The sequence below is a fragment of the Streptomyces atratus genome, assembly GCF_014648655.1.
Taxonomy (GTDB): domain Bacteria; phylum Actinomycetota; class Actinomycetes; order Streptomycetales; family Streptomycetaceae; genus Streptomyces; species Streptomyces atratus.
The window spans coordinates 106,067-128,628 of record NZ_BMRN01000002.1 but is presented as its reverse complement, the minus strand read 5'-3'; the positions used below and the strand labels follow the sequence as shown (position 1 = coordinate 128,628).

The 22,562-nt window shown below is 68.9% G+C and carries 18 protein-coding genes and 1 tRNA gene; 11 read left to right on the top strand and 8 right to left on the bottom strand.

The window, feature by feature from the left end; all coding sequences use genetic code 11:
* Nucleotides 1-2: 2 nt before the first annotated feature.
* The 5 genes from IEZ15_RS03600 (at nt 3) to IEZ15_RS03580 (ending at nt 6,154) form a co-directional block, all read left to right on the top strand.
* Complete coding sequence (locus IEZ15_RS03600) at nt 3-854, top strand: siderophore-interacting protein (RefSeq protein ID WP_189274172.1); 852 nt, start codon at nt 3-5, stop codon at nt 852-854.
* Nucleotides 855-1,085: 231 nt separating this feature from the next.
* A complete protein-coding gene (locus IEZ15_RS03595; RefSeq protein WP_189274170.1) occupies nt 1,086-2,534 on the top strand; it encodes a pyridoxal phosphate-dependent decarboxylase family protein in 1,449 nt (482 codons plus the stop codon).
* The gene (locus IEZ15_RS03590) at nt 2,518-3,795 is read left to right on the top strand and encodes a lysine N(6)-hydroxylase/L-ornithine N(5)-oxygenase family protein (RefSeq protein WP_189274168.1); all 1,278 of its coding nucleotides are present in this window, start codon (nt 2,518-2,520) and stop codon (nt 3,793-3,795) included. The genes IEZ15_RS03595 and IEZ15_RS03590 overlap by 17 nt, the downstream gene beginning before the upstream one ends.
* Complete coding sequence (locus IEZ15_RS03585; protein WP_189274166.1) at nt 3,792-4,376, top strand: GNAT family N-acetyltransferase; 585 nt, start codon at nt 3,792-3,794, stop codon at nt 4,374-4,376. The genes IEZ15_RS03590 and IEZ15_RS03585 overlap by 4 nt, the downstream gene beginning before the upstream one ends.
* Complete coding sequence (locus IEZ15_RS03580; protein WP_189274164.1) at nt 4,376-6,154, top strand: IucA/IucC family protein; 1,779 nt, start codon at nt 4,376-4,378, stop codon at nt 6,152-6,154. The genes IEZ15_RS03585 and IEZ15_RS03580 overlap by 1 nt, the downstream gene beginning before the upstream one ends.
* An 86-nt stretch (nt 6,155-6,240) precedes the next feature.
* Here the strand turns inward: IEZ15_RS03580 and IEZ15_RS03575 are convergent, their stop codons facing one another.
* Entirely contained in the window at nt 6,241-7,875 is a 1,635-nt protein-coding gene (locus tag IEZ15_RS03575; RefSeq protein WP_189274162.1) for a beta-N-acetylhexosaminidase, read from the bottom strand.
* A gap of 134 nt (nt 7,876-8,009) precedes the next feature.
* Between IEZ15_RS03575 and IEZ15_RS03570 the strand changes: the two genes are divergently transcribed.
* The 3 genes from IEZ15_RS03570 (at nt 8,010) to glmS (ending at nt 11,206) form a co-directional block, all read left to right on the top strand.
* Nucleotides 8,010-8,936 carry a DUF4429 domain-containing protein gene (locus IEZ15_RS03570; protein WP_189274160.1) on the top strand — a complete coding sequence of 309 codons (927 nt, stop codon included), beginning with the start codon at nt 8,010-8,012 and terminating at the stop codon, nt 8,934-8,936.
* Nucleotides 8,937-9,058: 122 nt separating this feature from the next.
* Nucleotides 9,059-9,334, top strand: a complete 276-nt coding sequence (locus IEZ15_RS03565; RefSeq protein WP_114244647.1) for a hypothetical protein — start codon at nt 9,059-9,061, stop codon at nt 9,332-9,334.
* Between the two features lie 42 nt (nt 9,335-9,376).
* Nucleotides 9,377-11,206 carry a glutamine--fructose-6-phosphate transaminase (isomerizing) gene (glmS, locus tag IEZ15_RS03560; protein ID WP_114244648.1) on the top strand — a complete coding sequence of 610 codons (1,830 nt, stop codon included), beginning with the start codon at nt 9,377-9,379 and terminating at the stop codon, nt 11,204-11,206.
* A 122-nt stretch (nt 11,207-11,328) separates the two neighbouring features.
* Here the strand turns inward: glmS and IEZ15_RS03555 are convergent, their stop codons facing one another.
* On the bottom strand, nt 11,329-11,901 hold the full coding sequence (locus tag IEZ15_RS03555; protein ID WP_189274158.1) for an acetate uptake transporter: 573 nt from the start codon (nt 11,899-11,901) through the stop codon (nt 11,329-11,331).
* 186 nt (nt 11,902-12,087) lie between these two features.
* Complete coding sequence (locus IEZ15_RS03550; RefSeq protein ID WP_072489220.1) at nt 12,088-12,609, bottom strand: universal stress protein; 522 nt, start codon at nt 12,607-12,609, stop codon at nt 12,088-12,090.
* A gap of 940 nt (nt 12,610-13,549) precedes the next feature.
* On the opposite strand from IEZ15_RS03550, the gene IEZ15_RS03545 reads away from it, so the two are divergent.
* The 3 genes from IEZ15_RS03545 (at nt 13,550) to IEZ15_RS03535 (ending at nt 15,596) form a co-directional block, all read left to right on the top strand.
* Entirely contained in the window at nt 13,550-14,785 is a 1,236-nt protein-coding gene (locus IEZ15_RS03545; RefSeq protein ID WP_189274156.1) for a helix-turn-helix domain-containing protein, read from the top strand.
* A gap of 9 nt (nt 14,786-14,794) precedes the next feature.
* On the top strand, nt 14,795-15,397 hold the full coding sequence (gene orn, locus IEZ15_RS03540) for an oligoribonuclease (RefSeq protein WP_114244651.1): 603 nt from the start codon (nt 14,795-14,797) through the stop codon (nt 15,395-15,397).
* A gap of 126 nt (nt 15,398-15,523) precedes the next feature.
* Nucleotides 15,524-15,596: transfer RNA gene (locus tag IEZ15_RS03535), tRNA-His, on the top strand.
* A gap of 79 nt (nt 15,597-15,675) precedes the next feature.
* On the opposite strand, the gene IEZ15_RS03530 is transcribed toward IEZ15_RS03535, so the two are convergent.
* The 5 genes from IEZ15_RS03530 to IEZ15_RS03510 form a co-directional block, all read right to left on the bottom strand.
* The gene (locus IEZ15_RS03530; protein WP_189274154.1) at nt 15,676-16,707 is read right to left on the bottom strand and encodes a LacI family DNA-binding transcriptional regulator; all 1,032 of its coding nucleotides are present in this window, start codon (nt 16,705-16,707) and stop codon (nt 15,676-15,678) included.
* 225 nt (nt 16,708-16,932) lie between these two features.
* Entirely contained in the window at nt 16,933-18,396 is a 1,464-nt protein-coding gene (locus IEZ15_RS03525; protein WP_189274153.1) for a GH1 family beta-glucosidase, read from the bottom strand.
* A gap of 124 nt (nt 18,397-18,520) precedes the next feature.
* Nucleotides 18,521-19,438: a carbohydrate ABC transporter permease gene (locus IEZ15_RS03520; protein WP_189274151.1), complete on the bottom strand. Its 918-nt coding sequence runs from the start codon at nt 19,436-19,438 to the stop codon at nt 18,521-18,523.
* A 15-nt stretch (nt 19,439-19,453) separates the two neighbouring features.
* Nucleotides 19,454-20,452 carry a carbohydrate ABC transporter permease gene (locus IEZ15_RS03515; protein WP_189274149.1) on the bottom strand — a complete coding sequence of 333 codons (999 nt, stop codon included), beginning with the start codon at nt 20,450-20,452 and terminating at the stop codon, nt 19,454-19,456.
* Nucleotides 20,453-20,571: 119 nt separating this feature from the next.
* Nucleotides 20,572-21,900: an ABC transporter substrate-binding protein gene (locus IEZ15_RS03510; RefSeq protein ID WP_189274147.1), complete on the bottom strand. Its 1,329-nt coding sequence runs from the start codon at nt 21,898-21,900 to the stop codon at nt 20,572-20,574.
* Nucleotides 21,901-22,562: the final 662 nt, after the last annotated feature.

Below are 22,562 nucleotides of genomic sequence, written 5' to 3'. Positions count from 1 at the left end.
GCATGACGACGTCCGTCGCACCCCCCATCGCCCCCTTCCGGTTCTTCGGCCTGACCGTCCTGCGGACCCGGCGACTCGGACCCTCCATGCTCCGGGTCACCTTCGGCGGCCCGGGACTCGACGGCTTCGCCGCCGGAGGACGCGACCAGAGCCTGTCGCTGTTCCTGCCGCACCCCGGCCAGCCGGAACCAGTCGTTCCGGTCGATGAAGACGGCAATTGGTTCGCCGCCTGGCGCGCCCTTCCGGACAACGTACGGGCCGTCATGCGCTCGTACACCGTGCGCGCCCAGCGCCGCACACCCGACGGGGCGACCGAGATCGACATCGACTTCGCGCTGCACGAGGACGGCGGGCCCGCCTGCCGCTGGGCCGCCACCACCTCCCCCGGCGATCCACTCAAGGCGCTGGGCCCGGCCGTCGAGGACAACACCGCCGTCCGCTTCCGCCCTCCGCAGGACACCGACTGGGTGCTGATCTGGGCCGACGAGACCGCACTGCCCGCCGCATCCGCCGCCCTGGAGTGGCTGCCGGCCGGCATGAAGGCCCGGGTCTGGCTGGAGGTCCAGCACACCGAGGACCGCCAGGCCCTCAGCACCGCGGCCAAGGCCCGGATCACCTGGCTCGTACGGGACGAAGGCGCACCCGCCGGCCCGGAGGCCGTCCGGGCGGCCGAGTTGCCCGAGGGGACGCCGTACGTCTGGATCGCGGGCGAGTCGTCACAGGTGCGGGCACTGCGCCGCCATCTCGTGCAGGAGCGCCGATTCGACCGCAGGCGCGTGACGTTCGTCGGGTACTGGCGTCGCGGAATGAGCGAGGAACAGCTGCGCGAGGCGGCGACCACCGCGGAAGCGTAGCGGGAAGGCGGCAGGGCGCGGACCGTGCGCCGCACACCCTGAACTCCCTACCCGCAGACCGGAAGCGGACACCCCGTACGCGTAAATCGGACAACCTCTGCGTCCCCCGGGGGCGAGGAACAACCCGATGTGAAGTTAGGTTAGGCTAACCTCACTTCGGCATCGAGTCCTCGCCCCCTCCTTCTGCCCTGAGGGCCGATGAAGTTTCCCCGCATCCGGGAGGACCCCTTCATGCGTTCGCACCTGCTCAACGACACGACCGCGGAGCAATACCGGCGCTCCGTGACCGCAGGAGTCGAACGGGTCGCAGCCAAACTCGCCGCCACAGACCGGCCGTTCACCGGAATCTCCGTCGACGAGCTCGCTCCCGTCGTTGACGCGATCGATCTGGACCGGCCGCTGGGCGATGCGTCCGCCGCCCTCGACGAGCTCGACAGCGTCTATCTCCGTGACGCCGTCTACTTCCACCACCCCCGCTACCTGGGCCACCTCAACTGCCCGGTCGTCATCCCCGCCCTCCTCGGCGAAGCCGTGCTCTCGGCCGTCAACTCCTCCCTGGACACCTGGGACCAGAGCGCCGGCGGCACCCTGATCGAGCGCCGTCTGATCGACTGGACCGCGACCCGGATCGGCCTCGGACCGGCCGCGGACGGCATCTTCACCAGCGGCGGTACGCAGTCCAATCTGCAGGCCCTGCTGCTCGCCCGGGAAGAGGCCAAGACGCCGCCGCACCACTTCACCCGGCTGCGCATCCTCACCTCCGAATGCAGCCACTTCAGTGTCCAGAAGTCGGCGAAACTCCTCGGTCTGGGACCGGACTCGGTCATCGCCGTCCCCGTCGACCACAACAAGCGCATGCAGACCGTGGCGCTGGCCCGCGCCCTGGAGCAGTGTGTCGCCGAGGGCGCCGTGCCGATGGCCGTCGTCGCCACCGCGGGCACCACCGACTTCGGCACCATCGATCCGCTGCCCGAAATCGCCGCGCTCTGCCGGCAGTTCTCCACCTGGCTGCATGTCGACGCCGCGTACGGCTGCGGTCTGCTGGCCTCCCGTGAGCGCCGCCACCTCCTCGACGGCATCGAACACGCCGACTCGGTCACCGTGGACTACCACAAGTCCTTCTTCCAGCCGGTGAGTTCCTCGGCCGTGCTGGTCCGGGACCGGGCGACGCTGCGCCACGCCACGTACCACGCCGAGTACCTCAACCCGCAGCGGACGGCCGCCGAACGCATCCCCAACCAGGTGGACAAGTCGCTGCAGACCACCCGCAGATTCGACGCCCTGAAACTGTGGATGACGCTGCGTGTCATGGGCGCCGACGGCATCGGCGAGCTCTTCGACGAGGTCTGCGACCTGGCCGCCGAGGGCTGGCGGCTGCTCGCCGCCGACCCGCGATTCGACGTCGTCGTCGAGCCCCAACTCTCCACGCTGGTGTTCCGCTGCATCCCGTCCGGCGTCACCGCGCCCACCGAGATCGACCGGGCCAATCTCCATGCCCGCAAGGCGCTCTTCGCCTCCGGCGAAGCCGTCGTCGCCGGTACGAAGGTCGGTGGCCGCCAGTACCTGAAGTTCACCCTGCTCAACCCCGAAACGACCGCGCAGGACATCGCCGCGGTACTCGACCTGATCTCCGGCCACGCCGAGCAGTACCTGGGAGACTCCCTTGACCGCGCTTCCTGAACCCCACGACTTCATCGGTATCGGGCTCGGCCCCTTCAATCTCGGGCTCGCCTGTCTGACCGAGCCGATCGACGAGCTGAACGGGGTGTTCCTGGAGTCCAAGCCGGACTTCGAATGGCACTCCGGGATGTTCCTCGAAGGGGCCCATCTCCAGACGCCGTTCCTGTCGGACCTGGTCACGATGGCAGACCCGACCTCTCCGTACTCCTTCCTGAACTATCTGAAGGAACGCGGGCGGCTGTACTCCTTCTACATCCGGGAGAACTTCTACCCGCTGCGGACCGAGTACAACGACTACTGCCGCTGGGCCGCCGCCGGACTGAGCAGCATCCGCTTCGACGAGACCGTCGAGTCGCTCACGTACGACGAGGGCACCGCGCTCTACACCGTCCGCACGGCCGTCGGCAGCGTCTTCAGGGCCCCACGGCTCGTGCTCGGCACCGGCACTCCCCCGTACATCCCGGATGCCTGCCAGGGCCTGGGCGGCGACTACCTGCACAACTCCCGTTATATGGAAGGCAAGGCGGCTCTCCAGGCGAAGGAGTCCATCACCATCGTCGGCAGTGGGCAGAGCGCGGCCGAGATCTATTACGACCTGCTCTCCGAGATCGATGTGCACGGCTACCGGCTGAACTGGGTGACGCGCTCGCCGCGTTTCTTCCCGCTGGAGTACACCAAGCTGACGCTGGAGATGACCTCCCCGGAGTACATCGACTACTTCCACGCGCTGCCCGAGGAGACCCGCTACCGGCTGGAGTCCGGGCAGAAGGGCCTCTTCAAGGGCATCGACGGTGAGCTGATCGACGCGATCTTCGATCTGCTCTACCAGAAGAACCTGCCCGGTCCCGTCCCGACCCGGCTCCTCACCAACTCCTCGCTGGACAGCGCGAGCTACGAGGAGAGCAGCGGCACGTACACGCTGGGGCTGCACCAGGAGGAGCAGGGCAAGAACTACACCCTCACCACCGAGGGCCTGATCCTCGCCACCGGCTACCGTTACCGCCCACCCGCGTTCCTCGAGGACATCCACGACCGGCTGCGCCGGGACAGCGGCGGCCGCTTCGACGTGGCCCGCAACTACTCCATCGACACCACCGGGCACGGCGTCTTCCTGCAGAACGCGGGCACGCACACCCACTCGATCACCTCACCCGACCTGGGCATGGGTGCCTACCGCAACGCGTACATCATCGGCGAACTGCTGGGCCGTGAGTACTACCCGGTCGAGAAGTCCATCGCCTTCCAGGAGTTCGCCGTATGACCAACGACCTCGGCACCTTCACCACCCGCCCCCTGGACCCTTCCCCGAGCTCTCAACGCCGTTCGAGCAGGGAAGGCCCCATTTCCGACGTCGAACTGGTGCACAGCTGGGTCACCCACCCCAAGGCCTCCTTCTGGCTGATGGGCGATGCGAAACTCCAGGACGTCGAGCGGGAGTACATGGCGATCGCCGCCCACCCGCACCACGACGCCTTCATCGGGCTGTACGACGGGGAGCCCGCCTTCCTGATGGAGCGGTACGACCCCACCGAGGTCGAGCTCAAGGGGCTGTACGACGCCGAGCCCGGCGACATCGGCATGCACTTCCTGGTCGCCCCGACCGACACCCCACTGCACGGCTTCACGCTCGGTGTGATCACCGCCGTGATGGAGGCGATGTTCGCCGACCCGTCCGTACGCCGGGTCGTCGTCGAGCCCGATGTACGCAACAGCGCGGTGCACGCCCTCAACAAGGCGGTCGGCTTCGAAGTGCTGTGCGAGATGGCCAAGCCGGAGAAGACCGCCCTGCTCAGCGTCTGCACACGGGAACAGTTCGCCGCGGCGACCGGGGGTGGCGTCTGATGTCCCCCGTCATCGACAGCGTCGCCCATCTCACCCCTGAGCGCTGGGCCACCGCCAACCGGCTGCTGATCCGCAAGGCGCTCGCCGAGTTCAGCCACGAGCGGCTGCTGACCCCCGCACCGCTCGGCGACGACCACTACTCGGTGCGCAGCGACGACGCGGCGACCGAGTACCGCTTCACGGCGCGGATCTACGCCCTCGACCACTGGCAGGTCGAGGCCGACTCGATCACCCGCCACCGGCACGGTTCGGAACTGCCTTTGGAAGCAGGTGAGTTCTTCGTCGAGCTGCGCTCCGCACTCGGCCTCTCGGCGGAGGTCCTCCCGGTCTACCTGGAGGAGATCTCCTCCACCCTCGCCGGCACCGCGTACAAGCTGACCAAGCCGCCCGTCACCTCCGCCGAGCTGGTCCGTGCCGGGTTCCAGGCGATCGAGACCGGCATGACCGAGGGCCACCCCTGCTTCGTCGCCAACAACGGGCGGCTCGGCTTCGGTGTGGACGAGTACCGGGCGTACGCCCCCGAGGCGGCAGCCGGGATCCGTCTGGTCTGGCTCGCCGCCCGCCGCGACCGCGCCACCTTCACCGCGGGCACCGGCCTCGACTACGGGACGCTGATCGCGGGCGAGCTGGGCGAGGAGACCCTGACCCGGTTCGCGGCCACGATGACCGGCCTCGGACTCGACCTCGACGACTACCTGCTGATCCCCGTCCACCCCTGGCAGTGGTGGAACAAACTGGCCGTCACCTTCGCCGGGGAGCTCGCACAGCGGCATCTGGTCTGTCTGGGCGAGGGCGAGGACACCTACCTGGCACAGCAGTCCATCCGTACCTTCTTCAACACCAGCACCCCGGACCGGCATTACGTCAAAACGGCGCTGTCCGTCCTCAACATGGGCTTCATGCGCGGGCTCTCCGCCGCATACATGGAGGCCACCCCCGCGATCAACGACTGGCTGGCCGAGCTGATCGAGCGCGACGAGCTGCTGCGCGAGGCCCGTTTCTCGATCATCCGGGAGCGGGCGGCCATCGGCTACCACCACCGGACGTACGAGGCGGCCACCGCCAAGGGCTCCCCGTACCTGAAAATGCTCGCGGCGCTGTGGCGGGAGAGCCCCGTGCCGGGCCTGGCCCCCGGCGAGCGGGTCGCGACCATGGCCTCGCTGCTCCACACCGACCACGAGGGCGGCTCCGTCGCCGGTGCGCTGATCGCCGAATCGGGGCTGGCTCCCGCGGTGTGGCTGCGCCACTACCTGGACGCGTACCTGGTGCCGGTGCTGCACAGCTTCTACGCGTACGACCTGGTGTTCATGCCGCACGGCGAGAACGTCATCCTGGTCGTCGAGGACGGGGTCGTACGCCGCACCGTCTTCAAGGACATCGCCGAGGAAATCGCGGTCATGGACCCGGACGCGGTGCTGCCGCCGCAGGTCGAGCGGATCCGGGCCGAGGTTCCCGAGGACATGAAGCTGCTCTCGGTCCTCACTGATGTCTTCGACTGCTTCCTGCGCTTCCTCGGTGCGGGGCTGGCGAACGAGGGTGTGCTCGACGAGGAGACGTTCTGGCGGACGGTCGCCGCGTGCGTCACCGGGTACCAGGAGTCGGTGCCGTATCTCGCCGACAAGTTCAAGCAGTACGACATGTTCGCCGAGGAGTTCGCACTGTCCTGCCTCAACCGGCTGCAGCTGCGGAACAACAAGCAGATGGTCGATCTGACCGATCCGTCGGGGGCACTGCAGCTGATCGGCACGCTGAAGAACCCGATCGCCGGACAGGCATGAAACCGGGCCCGTCCGGCGACTGAGGACATCTGCCGAGCCCGTCCGGCGATCGAGAACACACCTGTCGCCGGACGGCCCCGGTCACCTCACTGCGCGGCCCAGGGAACCTGCGGCGCCCGGTAGTAGTTGACGCCGAGCGCCGAGAGCCTCGGCCCCTGTGCGCCCAACCGCACCTTGTACGCGTCCCAGTCGTGCGTGGACGCGGGCGACCATCCCAGCTCCGCCACCCCGGGCAGCCTGGGGAACGCCATCTGTTCGATCTCGTCGCTGTTGGTCAGGGTCTCCGACCAGAGCGGTGCCTCGACGCCGAGGATGGAGCCCTCCGGGGCTCCGTCCAGGTACGCCGCCGGGTTCCAGTCGTAACTGCGCTGGACGGAGACGTAACCCGCCCAGGCCAGGCCCAACTTGGTGTCCTTGTCGTACTTCATGTCGAGGTAGCTCCGGTCCGCCGGGGACAGCACCAGCTTCGTGCCGTTCACAGCCGCGTCCGCCACCTGCTTGCGCTCGGCCGCGCCCGTTTGGTCGTAACCCCAGTACTGGGCGACCGCGCCCTTCACCGGCGTGCCCCCGGTCAGCTGGTGCCAGCCGATCACGGTCTTGCCGTACTTGCCGACGATGGCCTGCGCCTTGTCCATGAAGGCCACATAGTCCTCGTGGCTGGTGGAGTGCGCCTCGTCGCCGCCGATGTGGAGGTACTTGCCGGGGGTGAGCGCCGCCAGCTCACGGACCACGTCGTCCACGAAGTCGTACGTGAGCGCCTTCGGGACGCAGAGCGAGCTGAAGCCGACATTGGTGCCGGTGTAGAGGGGCGGCGCGACGCCGTTGCAGTTCAGCTCCGCGTACGAGGCGAGCGCCGCGTTGGTGTGGCCGGGCAGGTCGATCTCCGGCACGACCTCCAGATAGCGGGAGGAGGCGTAGCGGACGATCTCCTTGTAGTCGTTCTTCGTGTAGTAGCCGCCGGCTCCGCCGCCGACCTCCGTCTGCCCGCCGTACGTGGCGAGCCGCGGCCAGGAGTCGATGGCGATCCGCCAGCCCTGGTCGTCGGAGAGATGCAGATGGAGCTTGTTCATCTTGTAGAGGGCGAGCTGGTCGATGTAGCGCTTGACCTCGGCGACGGAGAAGAAGTGCCGGGAGACGTCCAGCATCGCGCTCCGGTACGCATAGCGCGGCGCGTCCTTGACCGTGCCGCCCGCGACCTCCCACGGGCCCTTCTGACGGCTGTTCTTCTCCACGTCGGCCGGGAGCAGCTGACGCAGCGTCTGGACGCCGTGGAAGAGCCCCGCCGGGCCGCGCGCCGTGATCGTGACGGAGCCGCGGTTCGACTTCAGGGTGTAGCCCTCGGCACCCGACGCGCTGTCGTGGGAGTCGATCCGGAGCCGGATGCCGTCGCCGCCGCGACCGGTGACCGGCAGGGCGTAACCGGTGGACGGGCGCAGCACGCCCGCCAGATAGTCGCCGATCTTCCGGGCCTCGCGCGAGCCGTCCTCGACGCGGATCCTGGTGCCCGCGGTGATGGTGTACGGAGAACCGCCGGGCTTCGCCTCGGCGGGGGCGGGCACTGTCTGCCCGAGCGGACGGGGCGAGGCGGCAGTGGCCGGGCCGCTGCCGGCCGCCTGTCCTCCCGGCGCAGCGCCGACGCTGGAGATGCCGGCCGCTGTGACAAGCAGCAGCGAGCCGAGAAGGCGGGGAAAGGCGGTGCGCTGTGTCCTGTGCAGTCTCACAAGCCGGGTCCCTTTCGACGGGTTCACACCTGTGGATCTCCTGAGCAACGAACCATCACCATGCGTATCGCCTGTCCCACGCACGGTCAAGGTGTAGACCACTTCCCCGTTATCGGGCTGCGAGAATCTGCCCCATGGCGGAAATAATCCAGCGCGACGGAACGTGGACCTTCGACGGCGAGACGGTGCGGATCGTGCCCGGCCGGGGGAAGGGCATTCATCCGCTCCGGCAGGAGCTGGGTGAGTGCGTGGTCCCGCTCCGGGCACTGGCGGGCATCGCCTTCGAACCGGACCGCAAGGGCGGCCGGCTTCGGCTGAGGCTGCGCGACGGCGTCTGTCCGGTCCTGCGCGCCGCGGACGGCAGGCTCAAGGACGCCGCGGATCCGTACCAGCTGACGGTGGAAAAGGACCGGAGCGGAGCAGCGGAGTACTTCGTCGGCGAGGTGCGCAGCGCCCTGCTGATCGAGCAGGTGCCCGCCGGGCCGGTGGACGGCTTTCTGTTGCCGGGGCCCGCGGTGCCGGTCGCCGGGGGCGGCGGGGACGGCACGGCCTCGTTCGACGGAGAGGTCATCCGCCTCACCTGGAACTGGAAGGCCAAGGAGGTCAAGAGTTCGGGTGGCCCGGTCGCCTTCCCGGTGTCGGAGGTGACCGGGGTGCACTGGCTGCCCGCCATCGGTCTGGAGAACGGGCATCTGCGCTTTGTGCGGGGCCAGGGCGGGGACATGGGCACGGGCCCGGCTCCTGCGGCCGAGTTCGATCCGTACTCGCTGGATCTGTGGGGGCTGTCCAAGAAGGAGTACACGGCGGTACTGGTCGCGGCGGCGGTACTGGTCCGGCTGCCGGCTGCGACGGGGGCGCAGACAGTGACCGCCGCCGAAGGCGCTCGGCCCGCACAGATCCCGGCCCCGGCCGCACCAGCGGCACCCGTGCCCGCACCGCCCGCCGACGATCACGATGTGCTGCTGCGCCGGCTGCGCGAGCTCGGCGAGCTGCATCGGGCCGGGATTCTCACCGACGACGAGTTCACCGCCGCCAAGCAGGCCGTCCTGAAGCGACTCTGAGCGCGTCCCCATGCCCCCCGCTGACCGCCTCCAGGCCCACCCGAGAGCGCAATCACACCCGCTCCTGCCCGATATCGGGCAGAATTGTTGCGTAAGTGCCCCGTCCACCGCAATATCAACGAGTGCTCGAACGCCGCTCGTCGCATGACGACCTCATTGATCACTTGGTGCGCAGCACCGCGCTCCAGCGCGGTGAAGCCGCCCGGGTGGTTCTCGACGTGCTGGCGTACTTCGACGAGACGACCGACGACTTCGTCCGCCGCCGCCACCGCGAACTGCAGTCCGGCGGCCTGGTGAACACGGAGATCTTCGAACGGATCGCGGCCGAGCTGCCGCACCGGGCGGTCGCGCCGCCGGAGCTCTCGCTCCGCCAGCTGCGCCGCATCGTCTACGGCTGAGCACGGGCACCACAGGTACGTCGATGGAGGGGCAGAGACTTTATGTGCGGAATCGTCGGATATATCGGGAAGCGTGATGTGGCTCCGCTGCTGCTGGAAGGGCTGCAGCGGCTGGAGTACCGGGGTTACGACTCCGCAGGCATCGTCATCACCGGCAAGGCGTCGGCCGGGAAGCCCGCCGCCCTGAAGATGGTCAAGGCGAAGGGCCGGGTCCGCGAGCTGGAGGCCCGCGTTCCCAAGCGTTTCACCGGCACCACCGGTATCGCCCACACCCGCTGGGCCACCCACGGCGCCCCGAGCGACGAGAACGCGCACCCCCACCTGGACGCCGACAACAAGGTCGCCGTCGTCCACAACGGCATCATCGACAACGCCTCCGAGCTCCGTGCGAAGCTCGTCGCCGACGGTGTCGTCTTCCTCTCCGAGACCGACACCGAGGTGCTGGTCCACCTGATCGCCCGCGCCCAGGCGGAGACCCTGGAGGAGAAGGTCCGCGAGGCGCTGCGGTCGGTCGAGGGCACGTACGGCATCGCCGTCATGCACGCCGACTTCAACGACCGCATCGTGGTCGCCCGCAACGGCTCCCCGGTCGTGCTCGGCATCGGCGAGAAGGAGATGTTCGTCGCCTCCGACGTCGCCGCCCTGGTAGCCCACACCCGCCAGGTCGTCACCCTCGACGACGGCGAGATGGCCACCCTCAAGGCCGACGACTTCCGTACGTACACGACGGAGGGCTCGTCCACGACGGCCACGCCGACCACCGTGGAGTGGGAGGCCGAGTCGTACGACATGGGCGGCCACGACACGTACATGCACAAGGAGATCTCCGAGCAGGCGGACGCCGTCGACCGGGTGCTCCGCGGCCGGATCGACGACCGTTTCTCCACCGTGCACCTCGGCGGTCTCAACCTGGACGCCCGCGAGGCGCGCGGGGTCCGCCGGATCAAGATCCTGGGCTGCGGCACCTCGTACCACGCGGGCCAGATCGGTGCGCAGCTGATCGAGGAGCTGGCCCGTATCCCCGCGGACGCCGAGCCCGCCTCCGAGTTCCGCTACCGCAACCCGGTCGTCGACCCCGACACCCTGTACGTCGCGGTCTCCCAGTCCGGTGAGACGTACGACGTGCTGGCCGCCGTCCAGGAGCTCAAGCGCAAGGGCGCCCGGGTGCTCGGTGTGGTCAACGTGGTGGGTTCGGCAATCGCCCGGGAGGCCGACGGCGGTACGTACGTCCACGCCGGCCCCGAGGTCTGTGTCGTCTCCACCAAGTGCTTCACGAACACGGTCGTCGCGTTCGCGCTGCTCGCCCTGCACCTGGGCCGGATCCGGGATCTGTCGGTCGCCGACGGCAAGCGGATCATCGAGGGGCTGCGCAGGCTGCCCGCCCAGATCAGCGAGATCCTGGCGAACGAGGACGAGATCAAGAAGCTGGCGGCGGAGTACGCGGACGCCAAGTCGATGATGTTCATCGGCCGGGTGCGCGGCTACCCCGTCGCCCGTGAGGCCTCGCTGAAGCTCAAGGAGGTCTCGTACATCCACGCGGAGGCGTACCCCGCCTCCGAGCTGAAGCACGGGCCGCTGGCGCTGATCGAGCCCTCGATGCCGACGGTCGCGATCGTGCCGGACGACGATCTGCTGGAGAAGAACCGCGCCGCGATGGAGGAGATCAAGGCCCGCAGCGGCCGCATCCTCGCCGTCGCACACCAGGTGCAGGAGAAGGCCGACCACACCATTGTCGTACCGAAGAACGAGAACGAGCTGGACCCGATCCTGATGGGCATCCCGCTCCAGCTCTTCGCGTACCACACGGCGCTGGCCATGGGCCGTGACATCGACAAGCCGCGCAACCTGGCGAAGTCCGTCACCGTCGAGTAGGCATCCCTGCACGGGCTGCGCCCGGAGCAGAGCGGCCCCGTACCCACCGCCACCGCGGGTACGGGGCCGCTCCCGTCGGGGCCGGTGCCTCTTCCCCTTGCCGCACCGGCCCGGTCGCTGCCTCAGCCGGTGGCCGTCACCCCTCGGCCGGCAGCACGCCCCGGCAGCGCCGTGGGCCAGTTGGCCAGCGCCGCCGTCGCCCCGTACCAGGCGGCGAGACCCGACACCGCGGCGAGCCAGCCACCCGCCTTGACCAGGCTCCCGCTGCCCGCGAACTGCCCGACACCCAGGAGCAGAAGCGCGAGGAACAACAGTGCGTACATCCCCTGGGCGAGCAGACCGCCACCGGCCGCGCCGAGGGTCAGGCTGAGCGCGAACAGGGCCCAGAGCAGCAGGAACAGCCCTGCCGCATGGCCGGAGACATGCGCGTCGGCACCGGTGCCCCAGGTGAACCAGAAGGCACCGAGCCCGGCGAAGGCCGTGCCGGTGAAGCCGCTTCCCGCGCGAAGCTCCAGGAGACCGGCGACGAACAGGGCGATACCGCCGACATACAGCGCGAGCGAGACGGCGTCGGCCGCCGTCACGCCGTCCACGACCCCGGTGTGACCGATACCGAACGCCAACAGGGTGATTCCCAGGGCGAGATGGCCGAGGGTAGAGGTGCTGGTGCTTCCCGCAGAGACGTCATTGTCCACGGCGGGCTCCCTTCACATGCAGTGGTCCTGCTTCCCAGTGACCCTTATGTACCCTTCACAAGCGCACAATCCACCTCTACGCATCGGTAGATTGCCGGTTTCCACAGGCGAGTTGACGCCACGTCGACTGACGGGTCCGGAACCGGTGACAGGGGTGACGGCAGGGGCGTCCGGGACGGGGAACGCTCAGGGAATGACGACGACCGGGCGCTGCGCGCGCCGCGCGAGGCGCCCCGCCACCGAGCCGAAGATGCGGCCGACGATGCCGTGCGTGGAGCCGACGACGATGGCGTCGGCCGAGTACTCCCGGCCGACCTCCTCCAGCTCGTGACAGATGTCCCCGCCGCGCTCGACGAGCACCCAGGGAACCTCGGAGAGGTAGTCCGCGCAGGCGAGCTCCAGGCCGAGCACCTCGGTGCGGTGGTCGGGCACGTCGACGAAGACGGGCGGCTCGCAGCCTGCCCAGACAGTGGTCGGCAGCCGATTGGCGACATGGACGATGATCAGGCCGGAACCTGATCTTCGGGCCATGCCGATGGCGTATGCGAGGGCGCGCTCACTGGACGTCGAGCCGTCGAAGCCGACCACGACCCCATGCCGGAAGGCGGGGTCGCAGGAATGACGTGTCTCTTCGACCGCCTGCGGGTCCGACATGGGGTCGGCCACCTGCTTGCGGTCGGCGGGTTCGGGGATTTCGTGACCGGCCATCGGTGTCTCGGCGAAGAGAGTCCTCGTGAGGAGAGCGACTTGGGGAAGGTGCGTCAGCGGGCGGTGTTGCGGTGTCCGGGAATCATCTTCCCAACCCCTTACCCCCAAGGGTACGGCGCCACTCCTCCACTGCCCAGACCCACGCAAAGCGCGTGCGACGTTTCACGGAGCATGCCCGAGGCGGACCCGTATGGCAATGCCGGTTGCGCTGTACATCGACGTCGACGGGCCGAAGCGACTGCCCTCGGTGACCGGACGGGGCCGTATCCGTCACCCGCTCCACGGCGCACCGGGACCGCCGCACCCCCGGTGTGGATCACCGCTCCGCCGCCGGGCGCCGGGCCGGCGGCCCACCCCCAAGAGTCACGCCGCACCGACCCCGGCACGTCCGCCCCGTCCGGAGCTCTCCGCCCGGCCGGCGGACCGATATCGGCCCGCCGGTCGGGATCCCGCTGCCCGCCGGCGCACCACGTCATTCCGTACGATCGGCTGTCCGACCTGCCGAGGGGGCGCAAGGAAGCGGCCGCCCATCGGGGTTGTGCGCCGGTCGACTGACCGAATCACGTACGCACAACCGTCTATTTTCAGCCAACTTCACACCCCTATCGCTTCCTTGCCGAATTGGCCGATCAACCCCCTTGCCACCAGGCAGGAAGAGACCGCGCGGTACGCTTCCACCCGACGGGGACGGGCCATGAAGGCGAGGCGCACTTCCCTGCACGGCCGCAGGATGAAACCCTTCGTGATCGAATGCTTCCCGCCAAGTTGCCTTGTCGACATAACGCCGGTTGGTGAACTTGTCACTCCGGCACCACGGGACGCAGTAGATTCGATCTTGAGTATCGAAGACGGGGACTCATGCAGGACCGAGGGGAAAAGTGCAGGAGCGACAGGCCCGTAAGGACCAGGGAGACGCGAACACCGAGGGGGGCTTAGCGTCATGAGCCAGGACTCCGCCGCCGCAACGGAGGCTGTACGGAAGCTCAGTGGGCGACGACGACGAGAAGTCGTCGCCGTACTGCTGTTCAGCGGCGGCCCCATCTTCGAGAGCTCGATCCCGCTCTCCGTGTTCGGAATCGACCGCCAGGACGCGGGAGTTCCGCGCTACCGACTCCTCGTCTGCGGCGGGGAAGAGGGACCGCTGCGGACCACCGGGGGACTCGAACTGACCGCGCCCTACGGGCTGGAGGCGATCAGCAGGGCAGGCACCGTCGTGGTGCCCGCCTGGCGCTCGATCACCTCGCCGCCACCCGCAGAGGCGCTGGACGCGCTGCGCCGCGCCCACGAGGAAGGGGCCCGCATCGTCGGGCTGTGCACCGGCGCGTTCGTGCTCGCCGCCGCCGGTCTGCTGGACGGCCGCCCGGCGACCACACACTGGATGTACGCACCGACGCTGGCCAAGCGATATCCGTCGGTGCATGTCGATCCGCGCGAGCTCTTCGTCGACGACGGCGATGTGCTCACCTCCGCCGGGACGGCGGCCGGGATCGATCTCTGTCTGCACATCGTCCGCACGGACCACGGCACGGAGGCCGCCGGGGCACTGGCCCGCCGGCTCGTCGTACCGTCGCGGCGCAGTGGCGGTCAGGAGCGCTACCTCGACAGGTCTTTACCTGAGGAGATCGGCTCCGACCCGCTCGCCGAGGTCGTGGCCTGGGCGCTGGAGCATCTCCACGAGCAGTTCGACGTGGAGACACTGGCCGCGCGCGCCTACATGAGCAGGCGGACCTTTGACCGGAGGTTCCGCTCGCTCACCGGCAGCGCACCGCTCCAGTGGCTGATCACCCAGCGGGTGCTGCAGGCACAGCGGCTGCTGGAGACGTCCGAGCACTCGGTCGACGAGGTCGCGGGCCGTTGCGGCTTCCGCTCGCCGGTCGCGCTGCGCGGGCACTTCCGGCGCCAGCTGGGCTCCTCCCCCGCCGCGTACCGGGCCGCCTACCGGGCCCGCCGTCCGCAGGGCGGTGGCACGGAGACCCTCGCCCCGGCGATCGACCCGGTCGTGCCCGCGCAGGGCATCTCGGCGGGCCGGCGTGCCACGGCTGCGGCCACCCCACCGGGTCCGCATGCCGTCACGTCGGCGACGGTCGGGGCGGGGCAGCCGGAGCACGGGAAACCGGGCCCCGACGCGTACTCCGCCGGGCGCCCGACCCTGCCGGGTCAACGGAGTGCCCCGTAGGGTGGGGTCATGAACGATCGCATGGTGTGGATCGACTGCGAGATGACCGGGCTCTCGTTGACGGAAGACGCACTCATCGAGGTGGCCGCACTGGTCACCGACTCGGAGCTGAACGTGCTCGGCGAAGGGGTGGACATCGTGATCCGCCCGCCGGACACGGCCCTGGAGACGATGCCCGAGGTGGTGCGCCAGATGCACACCGCCTCGGGTCTCCTCGACGAGCTGGCCCAGGGCACCACCCTGGCCGACGCCGAGGCCCAGGTGCTGGCCTATGTCCGCGAGCATGTGAAGGAGCCCGGCAAGGCCCCGCTCTGCGGGAACTCGGTCTCCACCGACCGCGGCTTCCTGGCGCGGGACATGTCGGCTCTGGAGGGCTACCTCCACTACCGGATCGTCGATGTGTCCTCGATCAAGGAGCTGGCGCGCCGCTGGTACCCGAGGGCGTACTTCAACAGTCCGGACAAGAACGGCAACCACCGGGCACTCGCGGACATCCGTGACTCCATCACGGAGCTGCGTTACTACCGCGAGGCGATCTTCGTGCCGCAGCCCGGGCCGGACTCGGAGCGCGCCAAGGCGATCGCGGCACGTGTCGCGCCGCCCACTCCGTAGGACGTTGCGATGCCGCTGGTCACGGGCCTTTCGGGGGCCGGGATCAGCGGCTGAACAACTGGGGCGCGAGCACCCTCTCGGACCCTGTACACTTTTTCTCGGCCGGTCAGAAAAAGACCGGGCATGGTGGGTATAGCTCAGATGGTAGAGCACCTGGTTGTGGTCCAGGATGTCGCGGGTTCGAGTCCCGTTACTCACCCTGAAGGGAAGGGCCCCGGTCAATGACCGGGGCCCTTCTCGTGTCTGAACCACCCTCACCGACGGCCGTGTGACGATCGTCACGAGGAGTCGCGGACGATCAGTTCCGTGGGGAGCACGATCTGCGGCCGCTCCTGGTTCTCACCCGCGATCTCCTGGAGCAGTACGCGGGCCATCGTGCGACCCATCTCCTCGATCGGCTGGCGCACGCTGGTGAGCGCCGGGTCCATGTGACGGGCCACGGCCGAGTCGTCGAAGCCGATGAGGGCCACATCGTCCGGGATGCGCCGGCCGGCCTCGCGCAGCACCTGGCGGGCCCCTGCGGCCATGACGTCGGAGGCGGCGAAGACCGCGTCGACGTCGGGGCGGCGGGCGAGCAGATCGCGCATGGCCTGTGCGCCGCCCTCCTCGGTGAAGTCGGCGGGGGCGATCAGCTGCTCATCCGGTCCGAGACCGGCCGCGGAGACCGCCTTGCGGTAGCCGTCGAGTCGGCGCCGGGCACCGTAGACATCGAGGCGCCCGGTGATCGTGGCGATGGAGCGGCGGCCCCGGGAGATCAGATGGTCGACGGCTGCGCGGGCGCCCTCGAAGTTGTCGGAGTCGACCGAGGCGAGCGGTTCGGAGGCGGATCTGCGGCCGCTCATCACGGCCGGCATGCCGAGCTGCTCCAGCAGGTCCGGGAGCGGGTCGCCGGCGTGGACGGAGACCAGCAGCACTCCGTCGACGCGGTGCGCGGTCAGATACTGGGCCAGCCGCCGGCGCTCGCGGTCGCTGCCGACGAGAGTGAGCAGCAGCTGCATGTCGGTGTCCGCGAGCGCCGCGCCGACACCACGGACGATGTCGGAGAAGTACGGCTCGGCGAAGAAACGGGTCTCCGGCTCCGGCACGACGAGGGCGATGGCGTCGGTACGGTTCCCGGCGAGCGCGCGGGCCGCGCGATTGGGCACGTACCCCAGTTCGGCGACGGCCGCCTCCACCGCCTCGCGGGTGTGCGCGCTGACCCGTGGGGAGCCGTTGATGACCCGCGAGGCCGTGCCGCGCCCCACCCCCGCCCGTGCCGCGACCTCTTCGAGCGTGGGCCGCCCGCCGCTCCGTACTCGCGCTGCCGTCATGGCTGCCTCCCGTTCGCGGTCAATTTCTCACAGTCGGATAACCGAACCAAGTCCTGGTGCTCGATCCCTCGACGCTCGTCCGGGCCCGGCGGCCTCTGCGCACATCATTTTTGGGAGCGCTCCCATCGTACGGCGGCGCCGCGCCTCGGTCCGTCGCCCCGGCAGCCGGGCGGAAACGGCGGAGACCCGGCACGGCGGCCGGGTCCCGGAAGGAGGGTGTACGGGTCAGCGCAGATCGGTGACCGGGGGCAGTGCGTGGCGGCGGATCACATCGGCGTACCAGTGGGCGCTCGCCTTGGGGATGCGGCGCTGGGACGCGTAGTCCACGTACACCGCACCGAAGCGCTTGGAGTACCCGTACCCCCACTCGAAGTTGTCCATCAGCGACCACAGGAAGTAGCCGCGGACGTCCGCGCCGTCGGCGATGGCTCGCTGCACGGCGTCGAGGTGGCCGTGCAGGTACTCGATCCGCTCGGGGTCCTCGACCCGCCCCTCGGGCGAGACGTAGTCGTCGAAGGCCGCGCCGTTCTCGGTGACCATCAGCGGCAGCCCGGGGTGGTCACGGGTGACGTCCATCAGCAGGTTGTACAGGCCGTTGGGGTCGATCGCCCAGTTCATCGCGGTGCGCTCCTTCCCCTCGGCAAGGTGGAAGGCCACATGCTCGGAGCCGGGCCACGGGGAGTGGTCACTGTTGCCGTGGCCGTCGTTGCGCGAGTCGCCGGCGCCCTCGGCGGGCGTGGAAACCAGCGTAGGCGTGTAGTAGTTGATGCCCAGGACGTCGACCGGACGGGAGATCGCGGCCAGGTCGCCGTCGTGGACCAGCTGCGACCAGTCGACGATGTGCGAGGTGTCGGCGATCAGGTCCTCGGGGTACTCACCGCGCAGCATCGGTCCGGTGAACACCCGGTTGCCCACCGCGTCGATCCGGCGGGCGGCGTCCGCGTCGGCCGCACTGTCGGTCAGCGGGCGGACCTGGTGGAGATTGAGGGTGGCCGAGGTCTGCGCGCCGGCGGGGAGTTGACCACGCAGAACCTCGATCGCCCGGCCGTGGGCGAGGTTGAGGTGGTGGGCCGCCCGCAGTGCGGACGCGGCCTCGGTGCGGCCGGGAGCGTGCACACCGGAGCCGTATCCGAGGAAGGCCGAGCACCACGGCTCGTTGAACGTGGTCCACATGCCGACGCGGTCGCCGAGGGCGCCGGCCATGATGGCTGTGTAGTCGGCGAACCGATCGGTGGTGACGCGCTGCGGCCAGCCGCCCGCATCCTCCAACTCCTGGGGAAGGTCCCAGTGGTAGAGCGTGGCGACAGGGGTGATGCCGGCTTCGAGCAGCTCGTCGACGAGCCTGCGGTAGAAGTCCAGACCGCGTTCGACGGCGGGGCCCCGCCCGGTGGGCTGCACCCGGGACCAGGAGATGGAGAAGCGGTAGGCCTTCAGGCCCAGTTGCTTCATCAGCTGCACGTCGTCGCGGTAGCGATGGTAGTGGTCGGCCGCGATGTCACCGGTGTCACCGTTGCGGACCTTGCCCGGTGTGCGGCTGAAGGTGTCCCAGATGGAAGGGGTGCGGCCGTCCTCGGCGGCGGCACCCTCGACCTGGTAGGCGGCGGTGGCCGCCCCCCAGACGAAACCGGTCGGGAAGTCCGTTGCCTCGGGCGCCTGCTTCGGGGCGATGTCGGGTCGTGCAGCAGTCATGCGGGAGCGCTCCCAGGGGTGGACGAACAGGGGCAGGTACGGGGTGGAGCTGCGGGGGCCCGTACGGCCTGCGGTCAGGGAACAGGCCGTACGGAGAGTCCGGGGAAAAGCGGGTGACGCGGTGTCATCCCTTGACGGCGCCGGACATGATCCCTCCGACGATCTGCTTGCCGAAGATCACGAAGACCACGAGCAGCGGCAGCGTGCTGATCAGGGCGCCCGCCATCACGATGCTCTGGTCGGGGGTGTAGGAGGCGCTCAGCTGGCCGAGGGCCACCTGGAGCGTGGGGTTTTGCTGATTGAGGGCGAGGTAGGGCCAGAAGAAGTCGTTCCACGCCTGTACGAAGGTGAGCATCCCCAGCACCGTCATCGCGGGGCGGGCAACCGGGAGCACCACGCTCCGCACGATGCGGAAGTTGTTCGCGCCGTCGACCTTGGCGGCCTCGATGAGTTCGTAGGGCAGCGCCTCGGTCAGGTACTGCCGCATGAAGAACACCCCGAACGCGCTCACCAGGGTCGGGAAGATCACCGACTCCAGCTTTCCGCCCCAGCCGATGTCGGACATCATCATGAACAGCGGGACGACGCTGAGCTGCGGCGGGATCGTGAGCGTGGCGACGACCGCGGTCATCAGTCCGCCACGGCCCCTGAAGCGCATCTTGGCGAAGGCGTAGCCGGCCAGGGTGCAGAAGAAGAGTGTCGCCGCCGTGATGCAGCCGGAGACGATGACGCTGTTGACGATCGCCCTGCCGAGGTGCGCCTGGCTCCAGGCGGCGTCGAGGTTGTGCATCAGCCGCCCGCCGGGCACGAACGGCGGTGTGGTGGCGAGAACTTCGTCCTGGGTGTGGGACGCGGCCACCAAAGTCCAGTAGAGCGGCAGGAGCGAACCGATGCCGACGACGGCCAGCGCGGCATAGGCGAACGGGCCGCCCCGCAACTGCTGGCCCGCGCCCGGCCTGAAGCGGATCGGGCGCCGCGTCGCCCGGTGGGCCGGCTGCGGGAGGCCGAGCTCCGGGGCTTTGATGGGGCTGGTCATGGTCATGGAAATCGCTCCCGGTCAGACCGCGGATTTGCGTACGAAGCGGCCGATGAGCCAGTTGACCGCGGCGATGATCAGCAGGAGGGCGAGCATCGCCCAGGCCACTGCGGCGGCCGGACCGAGGTGCCCCAGATTCCAGCCGTAGTTGTAGAGGTAGACGCTGAGCGTCTCGTACTGATTCTCGTTGCCGCCGGTGGCTCCGAGGGTGCCGCCCTCCAGCAGCAGGGGCTCGCCGAACAACTGCATGGAGCCGATGGTCGAGATGACGATCGTGAACAGGATCGTGGGCCGCAGCGAGGGGATGGTCACCTTGCGGAACTGCTGCCAGCGCGATGCGCCGTCGAGTGACGCGGCCTCGTACAGATCGGCCGGTACGGCCTGCATGGCGGCCAGATAGATCAGGGTGTTGTAGCCCGTCCAACGCCAGATCACGATGACGGAGATCGCGATCTTCGACGTCCAGTGGCCGTTGGCCCAGTTGGTGTGGCCGAGGCCGACGAACTCCAGCGCCCAGTTCAACAGGCCGCCGTCGGCCCGGAAGACCAGGGCGAAGACGAGGGCCGCGGAGGCCACGGACGTGGCGTACGGGGTGAGGATGACCGTCCGCCAGAAGGTGCTGGCGCGCAGCTTGTAGTTCAGCAGGTGGGCCAGGCCGAGCGCGACCAGCAGTTGCGGGACCGTGGACATGACGCCGATGAGGAAGGTGTTGGTGACGGCGGTCCAGAACTCGCTGTCATGCAGGATCTTGTCGAAGTTGTCCCAGCCGACCCACTCCATCTGGTTCATGCCGGTCATCTCGACCCGGTGCAGGGCGATCCAGCCGGTGTAGAGAAGCGGATAGAGCCCGAAGGCGCCGAAGACGAGGAAGAACGGGGCTATGTAGGCGTACGGCGACGCCTTGTCGTCGAACCGCCACAGCCGGCTCCGCCATGTGTGCCGGCGGGGGGCCGCCGGTGTCTTCTGGGAACCGCCGGGTGGCGGGGCGTATGCGTCCGGGGTGGGAGTGGAGGTGGCCACGGGCGGGAGTCCTTCCCTGCGTTGCTGGGTTGCCCTGTACGAGGGGTGCCCGGGTAAGGGGCTGGGCCGGGCGCGTGCCGGTGCGGGCGGCTCCTGGGGGCCGCCCGCACCGGCGCCGATCAGCCGATCGCCTTGTCGACCACGTTGGTCGCGGCCTTCCACGCGTCGTCCGGGCTGGTGCCGCGCTGCTCCATGTTGTTGATCTGGGTGGAGATGCTGTCCTTGATCACGCCGTCCTTCGGGCCGAGAACCGTCTCGGGGATGGACTTGGCCTCATCGGCGTAGATCTGGCCGATCGGCGCGTCGTTGAAGTAGGGGAGCTTCGCGTTCTTCACGTCCGGCAGGTCGTACGCGCCCTTGTTGGACGGGAAGCTGCCGATCGCCTTGAAGACCGCGGCCTGCTGCTCGGGGGCGGTCAGCCACTTGACGAGCTCGGTGGCCTCGTCGACGTGCTTGCCCGACTTGGGCACGGAGAGGAACGAGCCGCCCCAGTTGGCGGCGGTCGCACCGGGAGCGGTGGTGATGTTCCACTTGCCCTTGTTGGCGTCACCGGAGTTGATCGAGATCTGACCGGCCATCCACGCGGGGCAGGCCACGGTGGCGATCGTGCCCTTGCGCAGGCCGGCCTTCCACGGGTCGGTGAACTGGGCGAGGCCCTGCGTCAGCTTCTTCGACGCTGCCTCGGCCGCCAGGTCCCAGCCCTGCTTGACGCTGGGGCTGTCCTTGTAGATCGCCTTGCCGCTCTCGTCGTAGTACTGCTTCGCGTTCGAGCTCACCACGGCGTTGAACATCGCGCTGGCGGAGTCCATGAAGTACGTACCCTCGGGCGCGTTCTTCTTGTACTCCTCACCGAGCTTGAGGTAGTCCTCCCAGCCGCCGGCGACCTTCTGGGCAACCTCCTCACGGTCGGTCGGCAGACCGGCCTTCTTGAAGAGCTCGGTGTTGTAGCAGAGCGACATCGGACCGATGTCGGTGCCCGCGCCGATCACCGCGCCGTCGGCCGTGGTGGCCTGCTTCTCCTTCCAGGACACCCACTCGTTGACGTCGATGACCTTGCTCAGGTCGGCGAACCGGTCCGCCTTGGTGTCGACGATCTCCTTGATCCGGCCGACCTCGATGCCCTGGACGTCGGCGAGACCGCTGCCCGAGTTCAGCTGCTGGAGCAGTTTGGGGTAGTAGACCTTCTCGTCGGAGGTGACGTCTTCCTTGACCGTGATGTTCGGGTGCAGCTCGTGGTACTTGGCGAAGAGACCGGCTTCCTTGTAGCCGAACTGCCCGAAGTCGGCGACGGTCAGCGTGATCTTCCCGTTCGCATCGGAGCCCGTGTTGTCCGATGAATCCGAATCGCTGCTGCAGCCGGTCAGCAACAGGGCCGAAGCTGTCAGGCCCGTGGTGACCAGAACCGCGACTCTGCGGCTCCGGCCGGCGACGGTGCGGGTGATGCGCATTCCACTACTCCTTGTTCCAGGGTGGGACTGGCGTTCTGACTGCGTGGCATACGCGCTGTGAGTGCGGGTGCCGACTGGTTCAGGGGGGAGGACACGGGCAGTGCCGTTCGAGCGGGAAATCCCCGCACGATATGGGAGCGCTCCCATGCGTCGATGTCGGAAGGTTCCTGCCTTGAGGGGGTGAGTGTCAAGAGTTGAAGACGCTTCCGTTGCCCGAGTGTGTCCTTCAAGTCACGAGACCGTGTCCCGCCCACGTCTTGCCATATCCCGCGGGCACCGGCCGAGGACTCACGCGGTTCCGAAAAGGCGCAGGACAAGGGCTTATCGAGGAGGGATCGACTCGCCGGTCACGCCGAGCCGCCGCGCCCGCGCCGCATTTCCGCCCACCCCCGGAGCGGTCTTGGTCATCCCCGATTCACACCCGACCGCCCGCCGGAAGGTGAACGCGGTGTCTCGCGGTGAGGGCGGCCGGGGGCGTATCCGCGTTCTGTCTCCGAACCCGACGCACCATCACGGGGGCGCCGGGGGCGACGGAAAGGGCGGACTCTCCTTGATGACGAGACCGAGCGGTACGGCGAAGGCGACCACGACCGCCGCGGTCCGTTTCCCCGTCCCGGCAGCCGTCCCTCACCCCGGCGGGCAACAGCCCCTCGCCCGCCCGT

Bases quoted from the DNA above. Each gene is read 5' to 3' on its own strand.
- IEZ15_RS03580 (WP_189274164.1), top strand. From the start codon at position 4,376: ATGTCCCCCGTCATCGACAGCGTCGCCCATCTCACCCCTGAGCGCTGG.
- IEZ15_RS03585 (WP_189274166.1), top strand. From the start codon at position 3,792: ATGACCAACGACCTCGGCACCTTCACCACCCGCCCCCTGGACCCTTCC.
- IEZ15_RS03600 (WP_189274172.1), top strand. From the start codon at position 3: ATGACGACGTCCGTCGCACCCCCCATCGCCCCCTTCCGGTTCTTCGGC.
- glmS (WP_114244648.1), top strand. From the start codon at position 9,377: ATGTGCGGAATCGTCGGATATATCGGGAAGCGTGATGTGGCTCCGCTG.
- IEZ15_RS03510 (WP_189274147.1), bottom strand. From the start codon at position 21,900: ATGCGCATCACCCGCACCGTCGCCGGCCGGAGCCGCAGAGTCGCGGTT.
- IEZ15_RS03520 (WP_189274151.1), bottom strand. From the start codon at position 19,438: ATGACCATGACCAGCCCCATCAAAGCCCCGGAGCTCGGCCTCCCGCAG.
- IEZ15_RS03545 (WP_189274156.1), top strand. From the start codon at position 13,550: ATGAGCCAGGACTCCGCCGCCGCAACGGAGGCTGTACGGAAGCTCAGT.
- IEZ15_RS03550 (WP_072489220.1), bottom strand. From the start codon at position 12,609: ATGGCCGGTCACGAAATCCCCGAACCCGCCGACCGCAAGCAGGTGGCC.
- IEZ15_RS03595 (WP_189274170.1), top strand. From the start codon at position 1,086: ATGCGTTCGCACCTGCTCAACGACACGACCGCGGAGCAATACCGGCGC.
- IEZ15_RS03530 (WP_189274154.1), bottom strand. From the start codon at position 16,707: ATGACGGCAGCGCGAGTACGGAGCGGCGGGCGGCCCACGCTCGAAGAG.
- orn (WP_114244651.1), top strand. From the start codon at position 14,795: ATGAACGATCGCATGGTGTGGATCGACTGCGAGATGACCGGGCTCTCG.
- IEZ15_RS03525 (WP_189274153.1), bottom strand. From the start codon at position 18,396: ATGACTGCTGCACGACCCGACATCGCCCCGAAGCAGGCGCCCGAGGCA.
- IEZ15_RS03570 (WP_189274160.1), top strand. From the start codon at position 8,010: ATGGCGGAAATAATCCAGCGCGACGGAACGTGGACCTTCGACGGCGAG.